Origin of the sequence: uncultured Psychrosphaera sp., assembly GCF_947500655.1 — a bacterium.
GTDB lineage: Bacteria > Pseudomonadota > Gammaproteobacteria > Enterobacterales > Alteromonadaceae > Psychrosphaera.
This window is the reverse complement of record NZ_CANMSK010000013.1, coordinates 1-18,133: the sequence shown is the minus strand read 5'-3', so window position 1 is coordinate 18,133 and position 18,133 is coordinate 1. Positions and strand designations below refer to the sequence as shown.

General features: G+C 36.5%; 15 protein-coding genes and 1 tRNA gene. 11 read left to right on the top strand and 5 right to left on the bottom strand.

Features of this window, described 5'->3' with window-relative positions; all coding sequences use genetic code 11:
* Positions 1–66: 66 nt before the first annotated feature.
* Entirely contained in the window at positions 67–672 is a 606-nt protein-coding gene (locus Q0940_RS11490) for a CoA pyrophosphatase (protein WP_299268615.1), read from the bottom strand.
* Between the two features lie 57 nt (positions 673–729).
* Entirely contained in the window at positions 730–2,136 is a 1,407-nt protein-coding gene (gene pabB, locus Q0940_RS11485) for an aminodeoxychorismate synthase component I (protein WP_299268610.1), read from the bottom strand.
* Between the two features lie 262 nt (positions 2,137–2,398).
* On the opposite strand from pabB, the gene Q0940_RS11480 reads away from it, so the two are divergent.
* The 6 genes from Q0940_RS11480 (at position 2,399) to Q0940_RS11455 (ending at position 10,133) form a co-directional block, all read left to right on the top strand.
* Positions 2,399–3,922 carry a fumarate hydratase gene (locus tag Q0940_RS11480; RefSeq protein WP_299268608.1) on the top strand — a complete coding sequence of 508 codons (1,524 nt, stop codon included), beginning with the start codon at positions 2,399–2,401 and terminating at the stop codon, positions 3,920–3,922.
* 298 nt (positions 3,923–4,220) lie between these two features.
* Entirely contained in the window at positions 4,221–5,666 is a 1,446-nt protein-coding gene (locus Q0940_RS11475) for a serine hydrolase domain-containing protein (protein WP_299268606.1), read from the top strand.
* A 1,045-nt stretch (positions 5,667–6,711) separates the two neighbouring features.
* Complete coding sequence (locus Q0940_RS11470; protein ID WP_299268604.1) at positions 6,712–7,587, top strand: nucleotidyltransferase; 876 nt, start codon at positions 6,712–6,714, stop codon at positions 7,585–7,587.
* A complete protein-coding gene (locus Q0940_RS11465; RefSeq protein WP_299268603.1) occupies positions 7,587–8,249 on the top strand; it encodes a hypothetical protein in 663 nt (220 codons plus the stop codon). The genes Q0940_RS11470 and Q0940_RS11465 overlap by 1 nt, the downstream gene beginning before the upstream one ends.
* Positions 8,250–8,377: 128 nt before the next feature.
* The gene (locus tag Q0940_RS11460) at positions 8,378–9,190 is read left to right on the top strand and encodes a nucleotide-binding protein (protein WP_299268602.1); all 813 of its coding nucleotides are present in this window, start codon (positions 8,378–8,380) and stop codon (positions 9,188–9,190) included.
* Positions 9,191–9,599: 409 nt separating this feature from the next.
* Positions 9,600–10,133, top strand: coding sequence for a hypothetical protein (locus Q0940_RS11455; protein ID WP_299268601.1), 534 nt, complete (start codon positions 9,600–9,602; stop codon positions 10,131–10,133).
* Here the strand turns inward: Q0940_RS11455 and Q0940_RS11450 are convergent.
* Complete coding sequence (locus Q0940_RS11450; protein WP_299268600.1) at positions 10,130–12,733, bottom strand: serine/threonine-protein kinase; 2,604 nt, start codon at positions 12,731–12,733, stop codon at positions 10,130–10,132. The two genes, Q0940_RS11455 and Q0940_RS11450, sit on opposite strands and share 4 nt — an antisense overlap.
* On the bottom strand, positions 12,717–13,694 hold the full coding sequence (locus tag Q0940_RS11445) for an FHA domain-containing protein (RefSeq protein WP_299268599.1): 978 nt from the start codon (positions 13,692–13,694) through the stop codon (positions 12,717–12,719). Before Q0940_RS11445 ends, Q0940_RS11450 begins: the two co-directional genes overlap by 17 nt.
* A 636-nt stretch (positions 13,695–14,330) precedes the next feature.
* Here Q0940_RS11445 and Q0940_RS11440 point away from each other — a divergent pair.
* Positions 14,331–14,654 (top strand): hypothetical protein, encoded by a 324-nt coding sequence (locus Q0940_RS11440; RefSeq protein ID WP_299268598.1) that lies wholly within the window; start codon positions 14,331–14,333, stop codon positions 14,652–14,654.
* Between the two features lie 48 nt (positions 14,655–14,702).
* Positions 14,703–15,137: a gas vesicle accessory protein GvpU gene (gene gvpU, locus Q0940_RS11435; protein WP_299268597.1), complete on the top strand. Its 435-nt coding sequence runs from the start codon at positions 14,703–14,705 to the stop codon at positions 15,135–15,137.
* Positions 15,138–15,272: 135 nt separating this feature from the next.
* Here the strand turns inward: gvpU and rnhA are convergent, their stop codons facing one another.
* The gene (rnhA, locus tag Q0940_RS11430) at positions 15,273–15,734 is read right to left on the bottom strand and encodes a ribonuclease HI (protein WP_299268596.1); all 462 of its coding nucleotides are present in this window, start codon (positions 15,732–15,734) and stop codon (positions 15,273–15,275) included.
* A gap of 88 nt (positions 15,735–15,822) precedes the next feature.
* Here rnhA and dnaQ point away from each other — a divergent pair, with 88 nt between their 5' ends.
* The 3 genes from dnaQ (at position 15,823) to Q0940_RS11415 (ending at position 18,133) form a co-directional block, all read left to right on the top strand.
* Entirely contained in the window at positions 15,823–16,530 is a 708-nt protein-coding gene (gene dnaQ / locus Q0940_RS11425; protein WP_299268595.1) for a DNA polymerase III subunit epsilon, read from the top strand.
* Positions 16,512–17,951 carry a TIGR03503 family protein gene (locus tag Q0940_RS11420; RefSeq protein ID WP_299268593.1) on the top strand — a complete coding sequence of 480 codons (1,440 nt, stop codon included), beginning with the start codon at positions 16,512–16,514 and terminating at the stop codon, positions 17,949–17,951. The genes dnaQ and Q0940_RS11420 overlap by 19 nt, the downstream gene beginning before the upstream one ends.
* Before the next feature lie 105 nt (positions 17,952–18,056).
* Positions 18,057–18,133, top strand: a tRNA-Asp gene (locus Q0940_RS11415).

Genomic DNA, 18,133 nt, shown 5'->3' with positions numbered 1-18,133 from the left:
TCAAAATACTGAAACCATTGTAGCTTAGATTTCAATTATTCACATCCACTTACGCATGAGTAAAACTTATTCGAAATGTAAGATTAATTGGTCGATAATAGCGGCGGTTACACCCCATATTAACTTATCTTGGTATGGCATAAAGTGAATTGGATGATCAATGCTATTGAATGTAGACTTTATTATATGGTGGTTATCTCGTTGGAGGAAGTGGTTTAAAGGGACTTCAAATGCACTTTCTACTTCAGCAGGGTTTAATGATAGTTGGTCAATATTTTCGATTAATCCTACTAATGGATAAAGGTTGAAATTTGAAATGGTTTGAAAGTTAGGTAACCAGCCTAAGGTGGTGATTTGATCATGTCCAATACCTACTTCTTCAAAGGTTTCTCTTAAAGCCGTGTATTGTAATGAACTATCATCTGGATCTTCTTTGCCACCAGGGAAGCTAACTTGACCCGGGTGGTGACGCATATTTTGCGAGCGCTGGGTAAACAACAAGGTTAATCCGCTAGGCCGTTTTATTATAGGAACTAGCACCGCAGCGTTTATTATTTTACGTTGCGAGTTGTTATTAGCAACAAGACGAGACCTTAGTACCTCTGTGTTGCCTAGCTCTTTATCAATAGGAAGGGTCAAACAAAAGCGGCTAGAAAATTGTTCAGGTGTCATGCAGTTGTTCTCCTCTTTTTTAAACGTTTTTATCTTATATGTATATGACAAATATAATTAACAGTTGGCTAATACGGGCAGAATCTTATTTACCTTATCTAAGGTTTCTTGATATTCATCATTACAAACCGAGTCAGCAACTAAACCACCTCCAGCCCAACAATGAATTTTATTTTGGTTACAAACTAAAGTACGGATTGAAATATTACTGTCCATATCACCATTTGGTTTTATATAACCGATAGCACCACAATACACACTTCTTGGATTTGGTTCTAATTCGTGAATGATTTGCATGGCGCGTATTTTTGGTGCGCCGGTAATAGAACCACCAGGAAATGCACCACGTAATACATCTAATGAGCTAAATTGTGAGTCTAATTCCGCTGTCACTTTACTCACCAAATGATGCACAGCAGGAAAGCTTTCAATCTCAAATAGATCAGGTACATCTACGGTACCTGCAACCGCCACTTTTGATAAGTCATTACGCAGTAAGTCCACTATCATCAAATTTTCGGCGCGGTCTTTGGTGGCGCTTTTTAGCTGCTCTGCCAATTCAGCATCTTTGCTTTTGTCGGCGTGTCTTGGTCTGGTGCCTTTGATTGGTTTGGTTTCAATAATCTTGTTTTTAACTTCAATAAATCGCTCTGGCGAGACACTCAATACCGCTCCATTTTTATGACGAATAAAAGCAGAAAAAGGCGCTGAGTTTTGTTGGCGTAATTTGTTATACGCTGTCCATTCGCAACCTTGATAACCGGCACTAAAACGTTGGGCTAAGTTAATTTGATAACAATCACCAGATAATAAATGCTCTTGAACCCTATTAAACTTTTGTGTGTATTCATCTTTGGTCATATTTGATAACCAAGGTGAGGTTAGTTTAAATGGCGCTAGAGTATTTTTGTTTGGTTGCGGAGCTAGATTGTTAATTATTTTTTGTAAGCTGTCCCATTGAGAGTTGTAGTTGGCATCTTGACTAACAAAATTAACATCCCCTGAATGATGATCAACCACAATCGCTGAGGTATAAATACCAATAAACATATTAGGTAATGTTATGTCTGATGGTTTTGGTGATGGTAACGCCTCAAAGTGCCCACCTAATTCATAATCCCAATAACCCACCGCGCCGCCAGTAAATGGAATATTTGAGCCTATATCAGCGTTTAAATTCAATTTGTCTAAATAATGTTGCACTTGTTGTAACGGGTCTGAATTTACTGTGGTAAGTAACTCGTCGCCAGAATAAACAAAAGTGTCTTTGTTTATCGTTTCAATAGTATAACTAGGCTGCCAAACAAAAATGGACACATTACTATTTTGATGTTCTGCCGATGCTGAGTCTAAAAACATAGCGCCATGCGCTTTTTGTAATACAGCAAATAACTGCTCTAATTGAACAGAGGTTAACGATAAAGCTTGGATAAAAAGAGGCTGAGAAATAAACGAGTTTGGCATTACTAAAACCTAAACAGTAAAAATGATTAACAAATGTTCAACAAATGAGCAATTAACGTAATTTTGCTACGTTAATTTGTTGGCTTAATTTTAGTGGGAGGTTATCATCGATATACAACAATTTCAGTAACCTTTTGCTAACCCTAAATTAATTTATGGATTAAATTAATTATTAGCAAATAGTTTAAACTGTAGTAAAACTAGCCAATTTATTAATTCTTACTATGTTGAATTAGTATAAGAAAAACAAATAGAGATAATTATGCCTGTGATTCGCCAACAAGACTTTATAGAAAGTATTGCAGATGCACTGCAATACATTTCTTATTACCATCCACTAGATTACGTTAAAGCGGTTGAAGTTGCTTATAACAAAGAACAAAACCCAGCAGCCAAAGATGCAATGGCGCAAATCTTAATAAATTCAAGAATGTCAGCAGAAGGGCACAGACCTATTTGCCAAGACACAGGCATTGTTACTTGTTTTGTTAAAGTGGGTATGGACGTTAAGTGGGATAAAACAGATTTAACCGTACAAGAAATGGTTGATGAAGGCACACGCCAAGCATATTTAAATCCAGACAACCCTTTACGCGCATCAATAGTTGCAGATCCTGCAGGTACACGTAAAAATACCAAAGACAACACACCATCTGTTGTGCATACCGAGCTAGTTAAAGGCGCAGGTATTGAAGTGATGATCGCAGCTAAAGGCGGCGGCTCTGAAAACAAATCTAAAATGGCGATGTTAAATCCGTCGGATGACATTGTTGAATGGATCAAAAAAACCGTTCCTACAATGGGCGCTGGTTGGTGTCCACCGGGTATGTTAGGAATAGGCATTGGCGGAACCGCTGAAAAAGCCGCAGTTATGGCTAAAGAGTCGTTAATGGACCCAGTTGATATTCAAGAATTAATTGAACGAGGACCTGAAACAACTGAAGAAAAACTACGTGTAGACATTCTTAATGCTGTAAATGACTTAGGTATTGGCGCACAAGGTCTTGGCGGTTTAACGACCGTTGTTGATATCAAGATAAAATCTTGTCCAACTCATGCAGCATCAAAACCTGTAGTAATGATCCCTAACTGTGCGGCAACGCGTCATATTCACTTCCATTTAGATGGTTCTGGTCCTGCGGATCTTAAACCACCACGTGTTGAAGATTGGCCAGAAGTAACATGGGAATTGGGTGACAACGTTCGTCGAGTTAATGTCGACAACATCACCAAAGCAGAAATTGCAGAATGGAAAGCCGGTGAAACCGTTTTACTAAGCGGTAAAATCTTAACAGGTCGTGATGCTGCTCATAAACGTATTAAAGACATGTTAGACAATGGCGAAGGCTTACCAGAAGGCGTCGATTTTAATAACCGCTTTATCTATTACGTAGGTCCTGTTGACGCAGTACGTGACGAAGTGTGTGGTCCAGCAGGCCCAACAACGGCAACACGTATGGATAAATTTACCGACATGATGTTAGAAGACACAGGTCTTATTGGCATGATAGGTAAGTCTGAACGTGGTCCAGCAACAGTAGATTCAATCGCTAAAAACAAAGCGGTGTACTTAATGGCAGTTGGCGGCGCGGCGTATTTGGTGTCTAAAGCAATCAAAAAATCTCGCGTAGTTGCCTTTGGTGACTTAGGCATGGAAGCAATTTACGAGTTTGAAGTTGAAGACATGCCAGTATCGGTTGCCGTAGATTCTACTGGTAACAACGTACACGAAACAGGTCCAGCTATTTGGCGTGGTAAAATTGCAGAGGCAAAAGCTAAGAAGTAGTTTTTTGTTTTTGTTTTATTTGATTTAGAGAGAGGAACCTTAGGGTTCCTTTTTTGTTTTGTTTTTTCTATTTCTTCTGATTTAGAGCGTTTAAGAATTGAGTTAAACGCTCTGAATGTTTAAACCTGTTATTGATTAGCGAACATTTAAAACTCTTATTTATATTCTTTTAGGGGGTTATGTCTTGTTTGTCTCTTATATCTTACGGTATGACGTTTTTAACTTTCTAAGGTGATGTTTGTGTGGTTTATTTGAGTATAATTATTTTATATACATTACAGTCAATTAAAGGCTTTTTATGAGAAAATTTTTTTTATTTATAACTGCATTATCTTTTTTCAGTCCTTCATTAGCGAGTGAAGAGTTGGCTCCGTCGTTCATTACCGTTTTTAATGAAGGTTCACGCATTGAGGTTATAGATTACCTTTCTGAGCATATGTCTAAAAGTAGGATCCAGACATATGGTATTGATGCGCATGTTGGGGGATTTTTAAATAGCCAGAATACTTTTGGGGCGTTAGAGATTGTTAAAGTTTTAACTCCTAATAATGGCAATGAAAGAGTTGAGGTGATATCCCAAACTAATAAATTGAAATACAACTTAATTATCAACAAGGAAAAAGATACACCTTATAAAATTAATTATTTTACCTTGCAGATCCCTGACTCTGAGGAGGTTTCTATAAAACCTTCTAAAAGTGCTTCAAAAAAATCTTTGTCAGCTAAAGAGTTAGCTCAAGAGTTATCTAGCTTTATTAATAAGTTGAGCAAGGAAGATGCTTTTTCTGGCTCTGTCTTAGTTGCCCAAAATGAAGATGTCATCTTTAAAAGCTCTGTTGGGTTCGCAAACAAAACATGGAAGATCAACAATACTATCAATACCAAATTTTCATTAGGTTCGATGAACAAAATGTTTACTGCGATTTCAGCATTGCAACTTATCGAAAAAGGGAAATTAAAGTTTGAAGATAAGCTTATTCAATTTGTTGATAAAAGTTGGTTACCAAAACAGGGATCCGACTCTATTACGGTTAGGCAACTTCTTACGCATACATCTGGTTTGGGGAATTTTTTCAACGATGAGTTTAATAAAAGCAACAAAGAAGCATACCGAAATTTAGAAGCATACAAGCCGTTAATATCTAAAAGTGAATTATTATTTAAACCAGGATCTCGTAACCGTTATAGCAATTCAGGTATGTTGATGCTTGGTTTAGTTGTTGAGAAAGTTAGCGGTGAAAGCTATTACGATTATGTTCAAAAAAATATATACGATAAAGCGAATATGACCAATTCAGGTAGCTTTGAACTTGACTCTGTTACAGATAACTTAGCGTCTGGCTATTTAAGACGAATGCATAGTGATGATTGGGTCGATAGTATTTACACTAGAGCAATTAAAGGAAGTCCTGCTGGAGGTGGTTTTTCTACAGTCGGTGATTTACATCAATTTGCTTTGGCATTGACTGACTTTCAACTACTTGAAAAAGAGTTAACCGAAGATGCATATACTGAAAAAACACAATATAATTCAGCTTTTTGGTATGGATATGGTTTTTCTGTTAGCGGAGTGGATAGTAATCGTATTGTCGGGCATGGAGGCGCATATTTAGGAGTTGATGCCCGTTTAGATATACATCTTGATAGTGGGTTTATTGTTGTAATACTAGCAAATCAATCAGATGTGGTTGCTCCAGTGAGAAGGAAAATCAACGAGTTAATCGAAAAGGCAAATCAAAAATAACAAAATAACAAGTCCACCCACCTCAATTAGAATTTAGGAAATTATATAAGTTTCATTTAAAGTGGGTGGCCCTGTTATTACGGTTTTTTGTTTTGTTTTGTTTTTTTAGCTCAAGAGCGAATTGGTTTTATACATTTAGTCATATTGTAATGACTTTTAAATTAACATTTCTGCACTATTCGGTTTCGCCCCTCGGCAAGTTACCTTTTTGCAACAGCCCAAAAACGTAACCGGCTCTTATAATGAAACAGAGCGCCGCTTCCAAACAATATTCTAATCCTCAATAAAATTAAGTTTTATCCTCAAAAACGGGATGTATATTCGTCCTTTGGTCATCTAATAAAACATCCCTGTTTTGATGACATCCCATCATCCCTGATGTGAAAAACCATCCCTTATTCGACGTCCTCGACAACTGCGTCCTGCGTTGTTCTAATTACATCCATCCATGGATTAATGTCTCATATTTTGGAAAACTTATTTTATTTCGGGAATATTTAGATGGAGAGGTAAAGCAGAGCAAAAAGCAAAAGCACGAATCTGCGGCTCGCTGATAATCAATTGACTTATCTCAATGATAAATTAAAGCAGATGCCCATGTCATACATAGTATTAAGGGTAAATTAAGCTGGCTGTACACGTTATTTTATCTAGAAGAGACTGTAAAAAAGGAGATTTGATGGTCAAAAAAAACACCCGTAAAACTGTGTGCACATACAGTTGTAATGGATTTCTCCAAAAATACAATTTTTTGTGGGGAAAGTAAGCGCTAATATGCTAACTTTCTACATAGGTAAATTTCTAATTTATTGATTTATAGTAATTAATTTTTTAAGCACTGCGTCATACTCAGCACAAGATAGCTGAGTATGACGCAGTGCTTAGTTTCTACAAACTTGATGTTCAAAATAAAACCACATATTTACTATAAAGCTTTGACATGTAATGATTTAATTACTACTGTTTTATTATTTTTTATATTTCATAATCCGTTACTATCGTGAATTATGGATAATATACTGTTAGCGTCTTCTGAGGATTAATCATGAGTTTGGAAAATAAGCTGTCAGGATGGACAGGTCCTTCAAGTGATACTGAAAAGGACAAACAAGATAGAACGGAGCGAATGATTCGCCAAGCGATCGATGCCCACGAGCCGTTCAACAATTGTTCTCTAAAGGTATATGCGAAAGGGTCTTACGCCAATAATACAAATGTCCGTTCCGATAGTGATGTAGATATAGCGGTGGTATGTACAGATGTTCTATATTGGGAAGAATCTGAACAAGGGGTAAAGACCCCGAGCGAACCATATACAGGAGTTTGGACACCGGCGAAGCTTAGAACAGAGCTGCTTTCAGCAATGAAAGCAAAATTTCCTGATCAAGTAGATGACACTGGTTCGACCGCGATTCAGATAAATTCTAATTCAGCCCGTGTAGATGCTGATGTTGTTCCTTGCTTTAGCTTTCGATACTACATGAAGTCTGGATCAAGAGATGGAACTAAAATATTTAAGAATAACGGCAGCAGCATCGTTAACTATCCAGCGCAGCAATTAGAAAACGGGATCGCCAAAAACAATCGAACCGGTTACGTATATAAAAAGTGTGCAAGGCTACTAAAGCGAGTTGAAAATGTTATGGCTAGTGATGGGTCATTTCGCGAGCTACCATCATTCTTTATCGAATGCTTGGCTTATAACTGCCCAGACACGATTTTTTCCCATTCAACATGGACAGAACGTCTACGTGCAATGCTTTTTCGTATATGGGAACAGCTTCAAGGAGATGAACCTGACTCGGAGCGTTGGTTGGAGGTAAATGAATGTTTTTACCTTTTTCATTCAAATCAAGAATGGTCTCGCGAAGATGGACGTGAGTTTGCAAAAGCAGCATGGAATTATTTTGGGTATAAGTAATGCGTAATCTAACAATTAAGAGTTCTTTATATTTACTACTAGGTATTTCAGCCATTGCTTGGGTGTTGCTTGCTTATGTTGGCGGTTTAGACTTGTCGAAGTTACAGAGTTTTTTTGGGTTAATTCCAAAAGTCGTCAGTATTGATTTATTGGTGATAGCTGTATTCGTTAAATGGGGATGGAAACTTAAAATATTTAGAGGTTGGCTTGTTCCGTTTCCAAATTTGAATGGAAGCTGGGTGGGACTAATATACTCAGATTGGAAAAACCCTGAGACTGGTGAAAAGCCACCTCCGATACCTGTCATGTTGACTGTCAACCAGTCATTCTTTCATATTAGCTGCATGATGCGTACTAGTGAAATGGAAAGCTACTCGTATTCGGAAGGTTTTCTTATTGACCCTGATCGACAAATAAAAAATATTGCATATTCCTATACAAGTAAGCCGAGACTTAGTTTGAATGAAAGGAGTATTCCTCATGATGGAACTGCTGTATTTCAAATCATTGAGAAGCCAAAACAAAAGTTAAGCGGCAGGTATTGGACGGAAAGATTAACGAAAGGTGAAATAGTTCTCGAATACCATTCGAAGGAGTTACTAGAGGAACTGCCGCAAGATTTAGGTGATCACCCTGTTACTGAACACGGAAACAGGCGCTAACAAGGCCATCAAATTGACGGCTTTTCCGTCGCTTGTTTTGTGGCTAAACGCTACGCTACCACAAAACAATCAACTACAAAGCCGCAATTTATGGCGGCGTTAGCTCTCAAGCAGTACAAAGAGAAATCATGGATAAGCAAGAAATTATAGATAGCATAGAAGCATATAAGAAGCGCCTCACTGACGAAGTATTCGAAGCATACTCAGATAGAGGGCGAGACTTCGGCGATGAACGATTCTCTTCATGGAGAAAAAAACTGAGTCATTACTTTGATGAAAATCTTCCTGGTGAAACTAGTCGATTGAATCAGAAGTTATTTACATTGGCCATTTCCATGAGAAGATCACTAGAAGGCGATGATGAATACTTTTGGAGAACCGATGGCAATAAGGTTTATTCCTATCTCGACTCCTTAATCATTGATATCAATAATGACGAATATCACCCCGTCGAAATAAGTGATGAGGCCACTGCCGAAGCTGAAAACACAGACGTGGATAATTCGAGCGTATTTATTGTTCATGGTCATGATAATGAAACAAAAGAACGAACCGCACGCTTTATTGAAAAGCTTGGTTACAATGCAATTATCCTCCATGAGCAAGCGAGTGGCGGGAAAACAATAATTGAAAAAATAGAGAGTCACTCTAATGTAGGTTTCGCAATCGTACTCTATACGCCTGATGATAAGGGCAGTGTCAATACGGAGGCTGAAAAGGGCCAGCTTAAATCTAGAGCCCGCCAAAACGTTGTATTTGAACACGGATATCTAATCGGGAAAATTGGTCGCAATAAGGTCATTCCACTAGTTTCTGGAAACATTGAACTTCCAAATGATATTAGCGGCATGGTTTATCTAACAGATAGTGATTGGCAGGTTGAGGTGGCGAAAGAAATGAAAGTTGCCGGATATGACATTGATTTCAATAAAATATTGTAAAAAAGAGCTAACATGAACCAATGGGGTCAGGGTCAGAGTCGTTGATTTAACTTCAACATTCCTTGTACACTTTAAAATATAAAAAATAGAATAGACATCCATCTTTAAAACCTAGTAAAACAGGCGGATTAGATAGTTCGCTTTGCTCTTACTTCCAGCTTCTAGCTTTCCGCCTTACAGCCTTCAAGCCTTACCGCCCTCAAGCCTTACCGCCCTCAAGCCTTACAGCCATATCGCCTTCCACCTTCCAGCTTCCAGCCTTACAGCTTTCAACTTAGGAAAACAGCCTGTAATAAACTGTAATATTATTTGTCCCAATATACTGTTATTGTTAGTTAAATCAGGTTTTAACCATAAAGCCGGAATAGATAAAAAACAAAATATAATCTATTAAATTAAGGAAATGAAAATGAGTGGTATTGATTTAGAGTTAACGGTTCCATGTGTTGAAGGTTGTACTTCATTAAGTCAGCAATTTACTCTTGAGCCTGCTTTGCCAAATGGTAATGATATTAAGTGGCCAACTAAACTTGGGGGCAATGTTGTTGACTCTCTTTCGGTCAAATTTGCTTCTGGGGATGATGCTCTAGAGCAAGAACAATATGCTGAATTTATTGTTGTTATCCCTGAGAGTTTTGAAGGGTGGAGTTTTTATGCTAACGGAATTGAAATGTTAGCCGCTTTTGGCAATTGCCAATATAAATTTATTCCAACTATTATTTCGCCAAATATTGTGAAAATTAAAATGAGTAAACTGGTTTCTAAGCCTAAGTCATTTTATTCTACGGAATTAAATCTAGAGAGTTTATCTAAGGTGACTAAGTTGACCTTTGCTGAAGACCCTTTAGTTATTGATTTTAGGTATATTTTGGAATACAAATCACCGGGTCCTGATGATGGTATTTATATGTCACAAGATCCAAAATTGTCTTCACGTCGTTAATTAGAAGAACAAACAGAAGAGTTATATTGTCCTGTGAGGCTCACAAACTCTTCTTTATCACATAGAGTTTCAAACCAAGGTAAAGAAAGCCACATAGGGTGATAACCGGCTTCAAGGGACTTTTCAATATAAAGCAAAGCCGATTGATGTTCGCCTATCAAACTATAAACCAAAGCAGCTGTAAAACTATATTCATTACTATCTGGTGCAATACTGATGGCTAAATTTAGTGACTTTAGCGCTGACTTTGCGTTACCTAATTGACCATAAGCTTGGGAACTAATTAATAAATCGTCAAAGTCATCAGAGTCTTTGGTTAAATCAATTACTTTGTAATATGTTGTATTTGCACTGTCGGTTAATCCTGTGGCTTTTTGCATATCGGCTAAATTTAATAAATAGTCTGGATTATCGGGGTAGAGCTGCAATGCTTTTTTAATTGCATCTAGAGCTTGTGAAAAGTCTCTTTGCAGTGAATATGCAACACTTAAATGGCTGTAGTCTATGGCGTTAGGTCTTACAGAGATAGTATTGTTGTAACCTTTAATAGCTGTTTCTAAGTCACCTTCAAACAATGCAATATCCGCCAACATTTGATTTGCTACAAAGCTTTGTGGCGAAATAGACAATATAGACTCTAATAATTTACGAGCTTGTTCTGCATTACCTTGCCACCATAATACGGTAGCTAAAAGCTCTTTAGTAATATTGTTTGGTCTTAGTTTTAGGGCTATTTCAAATGCTTGCTGAGCTTTGGGTAAATCGTCCTTTTTTAAATATAGAGAGCCTTCTAATTCAAGAGTTATATAAAGGTTACTATCTGACTGACGTAATTTTTTTATATAGTTCTCGGCTTGCTCCCATTCATGTCCGGTAATCGCCAACATAGCGGCGTTATATAGGAAGGACGGAGTACTTTGATAATCGAACGGTGAGTTAAATAATATTTTTTTTGCGTTGGTTAAAACCTCTTCATTCTGAGAGTCAGCGTACAGTCCTAAAGCGACTTCTTTTAATAAGTCGTAGTTAGCGTATAAATTTGGTGCGGTAATGATCAGTTGCGCTATACGTTCAAACAGCGCTTGGCTGTAATTTTCAGCAATGACTATCTCTTGATATAGAGTTAAATGCGTTTGCAATACTTGATCATCTACTTTTGCTAAAGCAAGGTAAGTATCTTGAAAGTCTGGGTACAAAGCCTCAAACTCTTGACCTGTTGAATTGTATAAATAACTGTAACTATCAGTTACAACTGGCCATTTTTGACGTGAATGTACTGTCCAATTAGGTGCTGTTAGGCGCTCTAACGTAAGAGAACACTGTATTAGCTCACAGTTTAAACTCGCGGTGATAACTTCTTGAGCACCTGTGGCATTGTGTATTTTTTCTAATGTGCTCTTGCTGAGTTTATTAATGTTAATATCGGGTGCTATTACGTTTATTTCACTTTGTGAAATTAAATTGAGTTTTTTGTGATTAACAATACTTTGTTTGATAGATTCGTTAATTGCTGCGTTTAATAGGGTTGTATTGTTATTTTTAAGGTTTTCACTATCAATAGATGGAGGTAAAAAAACCACGTAACGTTCAGGTATATCTGATAAATGAATATAGCCATAAATTCCACCACAGCATAATATGAACATAGTGGCAGCCAGTAACTTTTTTACTTTATGTAAACTGCTTTCTTTAGGTTGTAGCGGTTCAAAAACTTGAGTGTCTTGGGCTAAAATATTTTGTTGAGTTATTGCTACGATAATAGCCTGTAACTGCTGATAAACTAATTCAGCACTGCTTGGACGTAGTTGTTTATCTTTTTGTAATAATTGGTTTAATAACAATGCCAGCTCGCGTGGCAATTGTGGAATAACCTGTAATGCATCTTTCGCTTCGCCATCTACAATGTGCTGAGATATAGCCTGGGGCGAGGCTTTTTTGAAAGGGTGATCTCCGGTAATCCATTCAAATGCAAGTAGACCAAATGAAAATAAATCACTGCGAAAATCTAATGCTTTATTCTGCAATTGCTCAGGAGACATAGCTGTTAAGCTGCCATAGCTGGTCGAGCTTGATGCATCCGGCTTTTCTGTTTTATCAATAGATAATTTGGATATACCAAAATCAGTGATCTTGGTTTGTTGCTGATCAATTAAAATGTTGCTGGCTTTTATGTCACAGTGTAAAACGCCTTTGTTATGGGCGTGGGCTATGCCTTTGCAGATATCAGCTAGAATAGTAAGTTTTTGTGTGAGCGTGCTGATGTGTTGTCGTTGGAATTGTAATAAGTTTTTCCCTTGTAGATACTCCATAACAATACAAACAAAATTATCAAAGGTCTGTACGTCGTGAATTTGCACTATGTTTGGGTGGTTTAGCCGAGCTAGTAATTGGGCTTCTTGTAGAGTCTTGTTATTTATACTCTGATCATCAAGTTTTGACTGTGTTTCAGTTTTTAAAAATTTGATGGCAACTTTGCGCTTTAGACGTGTATCTTCAGCTAGATAGACAGCGCCCATGCCGCCTTGGTTTAGTAATTTTATTAATTGATATTCTGTTGTTACTTGGTTAAATTTGACAAATTCTTTATGAGTTAACGACATTTAAAGCACTCTCAAGTTGACTGCCTTTGTATATAGCAAAAGCTGCACCAGTAAAACGTACTTTCCTTAGTTGTCTTTCTATAATGTTTTCAGCGTCGTAAACATGCTTTATGTCTTCAGCGAATTGCTTTCTTGCTCGATGTATTTGAATGTTGATATATCGTATATCAACACCTAAGTCTTTAACAAGTTGCTCTGTATTGACCCAACCTTGATCTTCAAAAGGAACCCCTCGACGTTCATCTTCAGCTCTATACCTTGCCAAATTTAGTGTTAGGTAATGATGGCTACGAACTTGTAGATCAATGTCTTTATCATCATGGTTGATCTTAAGCTCAGTTGTTTCTTCATCAAGGCTCAGATTAAATAGAAATTTCAAATCACTAATATAATATTGCGGAACACTAGTTACATTTGTATTAACGTCAACGTGACTGGACTGAAATAACCATTTATCGCCAGAAATATTGACGACAGTATTATCTTCTAGTATCTCTTTTGTAGAAGGAGAGTCTAAACTTTCGATAAACCATTGTCCTGATACTTGTTCATAAAAAACAACATTCTCGGGCGATTGTTCTGGAATTAAATTATAAGCCGATAAGTCGATAGATTCGCAAGTGAAATTGTCTTCTTTATCTAACTTAATAAGTTTATCTGTCGGAGGGCTTAAATCTTTTACTATATAGGTAGTGTTGCTATTGCCTGCGAACGTAATTGTGTCGCCGACATTGAGTATTTCGACTTCTTCTTTAGCCAATCGTTTATGGTTTAACCAAGTTCCATTACGACTTAAGTCGCGGATAAACCATTTTCCGTTAGACCATTCAATAATTACATGGATTTTAGAAACACTTAAATCTTCAATTAGTGTATCAACTGAAAATTGAAAGCGGCCAAAACTATGATGAGCATATAAATGACAACATTTTTGACAATTTTTCTCTATTAAATAAGCCATGTTAGACGTCTCATTATTTAATTCATTAAAAAGAATGCGTTGAAATTCATTTCTTTATGTATTTTTACTATAAGAAGAGGCAAGTTACTAGCTATATCATCTAATTAAAACGATTGTACCAATAAATTGTATATTTAGCGAAAGCTAAAAAGGTTTATTGTGAGGCGATAATAGCAGGGGGGAACTCAATAAAAAACTGTATACATTAGCCTATTTTTACTTGTTCAATTAAAGGTTTAATCTCTAGAGGTTTAATATAAGACAAATTGATAAAACCAGACAAATATAAGATTAAAGTAATATGTGTATCTACTTTAATTCAAAAAATAACTTCAAGCCTTACCGCCTAAAGCCTTAACGTTTTCAGCTAAAACAAGTCATCATTAGTAACTTCTTTACCTTAATTTAATCAAACCACTCTAAGCAAAAAATAACCTGTAATTACCTGTAATGTTTTTTGTCATAATATACTGTTATTGTTAATTAAGTCAGGTTTAACTATCAAGCAGGAATAGATAAAAAAACAAAATATAATCTATTAAATTAAAATAATAACGTAGACAGTCACTTTTAATTCAAAAAAGCATGATTGCCCGATTTAGGTCGAATTGTCGTGCCTTAAAACTAGGATAACTTATGAAAAAAACAATGTTAAAAATATCATTAATTATTAGTACTGCATTAATGTATGGCTGCGCTAGCACTAACTGGGTTAATGCTGACGATACAAACGCAACGGAAGCTAAGATAAGTGAAGCTAAAATCAAGTGTCAGATAGATGATAAAATGTATGATTGGATTAGTAAGTCTAGCCAAAGAAATTTGTTAGTACGTATGCAAACATCTGATAGTGAAAAACAAAAAATGGAACATTTTTATGCTGAAAAAGAAAAGGAATTATATGCAGGAATTGACAAGTGCATGTCTAGCGAAGGCCTGAAAAACAATAAAAATAATTAGGTAGTCGCCCCTCTATTAAGTTGATAGACAATTAAACTAGGAAATATTATGAATGAAGTAAATACAATTGCAGGGATAGAAGAGAAATTACGACTAGACGGTGTAAATGTGGATTGGTTTCTTCAAAACCTTTCAAGTCTAACTAACGCCTCAGATCTTGAAATTGGTGTCACATTGAATGTGAGTGGTCAGAGTATTTCTGGCATTATGATCAGCGGTAAAAAGTATTTTGAGATGTTTGCAGAATTATTTTCAGATGAATGGCCAAATGATGAGAAGGAAGGAATTCGAGAAATATTTTTAAAGAATACAGAGGTTTATTCACTGAAAGAAGGTGAAACAAAATTGCCCCCAGCGCAATATATTCATTTAAAAGATGCCACCGTTTTCCATGGTGATTGCAAATTACCAAGCGATCAAGGGATGTTATGGCGTGGTAAAATTAACGCAGTTTCAGGTTTTCATTTAGGTGAATTGACCTAAGTGTTAATGATTATTGCTTTAAAAGCATACATGGCTAGATTAGCCGGAAATAGCTTCGAGTTTTTTCTAATAAAAAAAGAACCATACAGTTCTTTTTTATTGTAGTTAAATCTTAAACACTGCAAGAGGAAAGGCCTAGCCTTTAAAACCAGTATCTTCAATCAAGTTTTTAGATTCAGCCGCTTCTCTTGCTAAGTCATCCACTAATTCGTTTTCTGGATGACCTGAGTGACCTTTAACCCAGTGCCAAGATATTTTGTGCTCTTTCACTTGTTCGTCTAATGCTTTCCATAAGTCGACATTTTTAACCGGTTGTTTTGCTGCGGTTTTCCAACCATTTTTCTTCCAATTAATTATCCACTTGGTAATGCCATCTTTTACATAATTACTGTCTGTAGTGATATCTAATGTACATGACGATTTTAATGCTTCTAAACCTTTAATAACGGCAAGTAACTCCATGCGGTTATTGGTGGTTTTTTTATAACCTTGACTGAGCTCTTTTTTACTGTCGTTATAAATAAGTAATGCACCGTATCCGCCTGGACCTGGATTGCCTAAACAAGAGCCATCTGTGAAAAGTTGTACTGATTTCATAAGGAAGATTTCCCAAATAGATGATATTCATAAGAAATAGGGGTTATACTCCATAATGACGATAAAGAAAAACAAAATGAATAGATAAATGGCAAAACGACAAATAATTTTAGATACAGAAACAACAGGTATTGACCCAAGACAAGGGCACAGGATCATAGAAATTGGTTGTGTGGAAATGGTAAACCGTCGTTTAACTGGCAATAATTTCCATGTTTATATTAACCCAAGACGAGCAATAGAAGACGAAGCGATAGGTGTTCACGGTATAACTAACGAATTTTTAAAAGATAAACCGTTATTTAAAGATATTGCCGATGAGTTTTTTGATTACATAAAAGGTGGAGAATTAGTTATTCATAACGCGCCTTTTGACATCGGGCATATGGATAATGAGTTTGGTATTTTGTGGCAAGATTGGACAGGCACTGAAGATTTTTGTCCTGTGGTCGATACATTAGTAATGGCTAGAGACCTGCACCCAGGACAAAAAAATAATTTGGATGCATTGTGCCGTCGATATGAAATTGATAATACCCACCGTATGTTACACGGAGCTTTACTCGATTCAGAAATATTAGCGGATGTTTACCTGCAAATGACAGGTGGACAAGTGGATATGGATTTAGCACAGCAGTTATTAAATGCAGGTAATGCGGATAGTTCGCAAACTATGGTAAAGCAAAGAAATTTAAATGTAGTTTATGCAACAGAAAATGAAATCTTGGAGCACGACTCTAGATTAGCCTTAATAGAAGAGAATGGTGGAACGAGTTTGTGGCGAAACATTCAGTAATTTATGCTTTTGTAGTACTTTTATTTGTTGGGACATTGCCAAGCTTTGCGGCAATAGATCTTGTTTCTCCAGTCAGTACTGTAAATACTCCTAAACTTAATTTTATTAAAAATTATGCTGGTAAAAATCAAATAAGAATTCTAAATAATCGCTTTCGTGTGGATCACCACGTGGATGAGGTTATGTTGTTGTTTTTTAGAAAGCATGGTTCAAAACCAATCATCTTAATCCAACCTGATGGTTCGAAAATTTATCCCCGTGATGCCAATGATAAAACAATAGTTTGGCATGCTGATCTTGGTTATGACTTAATTAAAATCAAAAAGCCAATGCCCGGTCCGTGGCAAGCTGTTGGGAATATATTAACCGACAGTAAAATTATTATATTAACGGATATTGAGCTACAAGCTGATAGTTTCCCCGAAACCGTATTTCAATACGAGGTCATTAAAGCAGAGGCTAGGGTTATTAATGGTAGTGAAGCTATTAAAGCCAAAATGTTTCATGAAGTTATTACCTTAAGAGCTAATTTATATCCAACTCAAGATCCCACGAAAGATAATTTTGGCACTAGTATTTTTCAATTAGGGGAGTTTTTAGATGACGGTAAAGGGTTAGATGAGAAACCAAGAGATGGTGTGTTTACGATTAAATATACCATTAATACTGAACATGGAGAGTGGATCCCTAATTATCGAATTAATGCTGAATTATTTAGCAGAGAATTAATTCAAGAGCCTATTACGGTTATAGATTCGCCTGTTTCATTCACCGTGATACCAGCTAAAGCTAACGAGTCTGGTGAAATCGACCGTTATCATAATTTTGTATTTACGGTTGATGATACAAATATTGATAATTTAAGTTTATTGTTTCAAGGTACTATCCGTTTCCCTAATCGCGATACGCAAACTTTTAGTATCGAAGGAATGCAAGAAAGACGTATAGAGATCTTTAATGGCGAATATGGTCTTTTTACTGTTGATATGCATGTATTTGGTACAACAAAAGAAGGTCGCGAATTTCAGTTAGATATACCACCGTATCAATTTGTTACTGAAGAGCCTGCAATTGATTATATTGAATTACCAGAAATGACAGATGCTCTAACTGATGATAAAAAGGAAGATGAATTTTCTGGATACAAACCAGAGCCAGAACCTGAAATTCCTGTTGGGTTTATTGTATTTATGAATATCTTAATTTTATTATTTGGTTGCCTAGTTATTTGGTTATTTGTTTTAAAACGCGATATAACAAATCCATTTGCAGGAATGTTCAAAAAGAAAGATAAAGATAAACAAACATCAGACACTGAGTTTGAAACTGAAGAGCAACCTCAAGCAGAAGAGCTTGATAATAAACCTGACGGTGATGATTCACCTGATGATATTTTAGACCTTAGCCTGCCAGAAGATTAGAATTTAACCACTTAAACACTTAACTGAAGAAAAGGGTTGACGGTAGGGCATTCAGACTTTAATATCCGCGCCGTTGTTTAGCAAAGCTGACGACATGTAAGTAAGGGAGCGGTAGTTCAGTTGGTTAGAATACCGGCCTGTCACGCCGGGGGTCGCGAGTTCGAGTCTCGTCCGTTCCGCCA

Excerpts from the sequence above, each read along its gene's own strand:
- Q0940_RS11490 (WP_299268615.1), bottom strand. The coding sequence starts at position 672 with ATGACACCTGAACAATTTTCTAGCCGCTTTTGTTTGACCCTTCCTATT.
- pabB (WP_299268610.1), bottom strand. The coding sequence starts at position 2,136 with ATGCCAAACTCGTTTATTTCTCAGCCTCTTTTTATCCAAGCTTTATCG.
- Q0940_RS11480 (WP_299268608.1), top strand. The coding sequence starts at position 2,399 with ATGCCTGTGATTCGCCAACAAGACTTTATAGAAAGTATTGCAGATGCA.
- Q0940_RS11475 (WP_299268606.1), top strand. The coding sequence starts at position 4,221 with ATGAGAAAATTTTTTTTATTTATAACTGCATTATCTTTTTTCAGTCCT.
- Q0940_RS11470 (WP_299268604.1), top strand. The coding sequence starts at position 6,712 with ATGAGTTTGGAAAATAAGCTGTCAGGATGGACAGGTCCTTCAAGTGAT.
- Q0940_RS11465 (WP_299268603.1), top strand. The coding sequence starts at position 7,587 with ATGCGTAATCTAACAATTAAGAGTTCTTTATATTTACTACTAGGTATT.
- Q0940_RS11460 (WP_299268602.1), top strand. The coding sequence starts at position 8,378 with ATGGATAAGCAAGAAATTATAGATAGCATAGAAGCATATAAGAAGCGC.
- Q0940_RS11455 (WP_299268601.1), top strand. The coding sequence starts at position 9,600 with ATGAGTGGTATTGATTTAGAGTTAACGGTTCCATGTGTTGAAGGTTGT.
- Q0940_RS11450 (WP_299268600.1), bottom strand. The coding sequence starts at position 12,733 with ATGTCGTTAACTCATAAAGAATTTGTCAAATTTAACCAAGTAACAACA.
- Q0940_RS11445 (WP_299268599.1), bottom strand. The coding sequence starts at position 13,694 with ATGGCTTATTTAATAGAGAAAAATTGTCAAAAATGTTGTCATTTATAT.
- Q0940_RS11440 (WP_299268598.1), top strand. The coding sequence starts at position 14,331 with ATGAAAAAAACAATGTTAAAAATATCATTAATTATTAGTACTGCATTA.
- gvpU (WP_299268597.1), top strand. The coding sequence starts at position 14,703 with ATGAATGAAGTAAATACAATTGCAGGGATAGAAGAGAAATTACGACTA.
- rnhA (WP_299268596.1), bottom strand. The coding sequence starts at position 15,734 with ATGAAATCAGTACAACTTTTCACAGATGGCTCTTGTTTAGGCAATCCA.
- dnaQ (WP_299268595.1), top strand. The coding sequence starts at position 15,823 with ATGGCAAAACGACAAATAATTTTAGATACAGAAACAACAGGTATTGAC.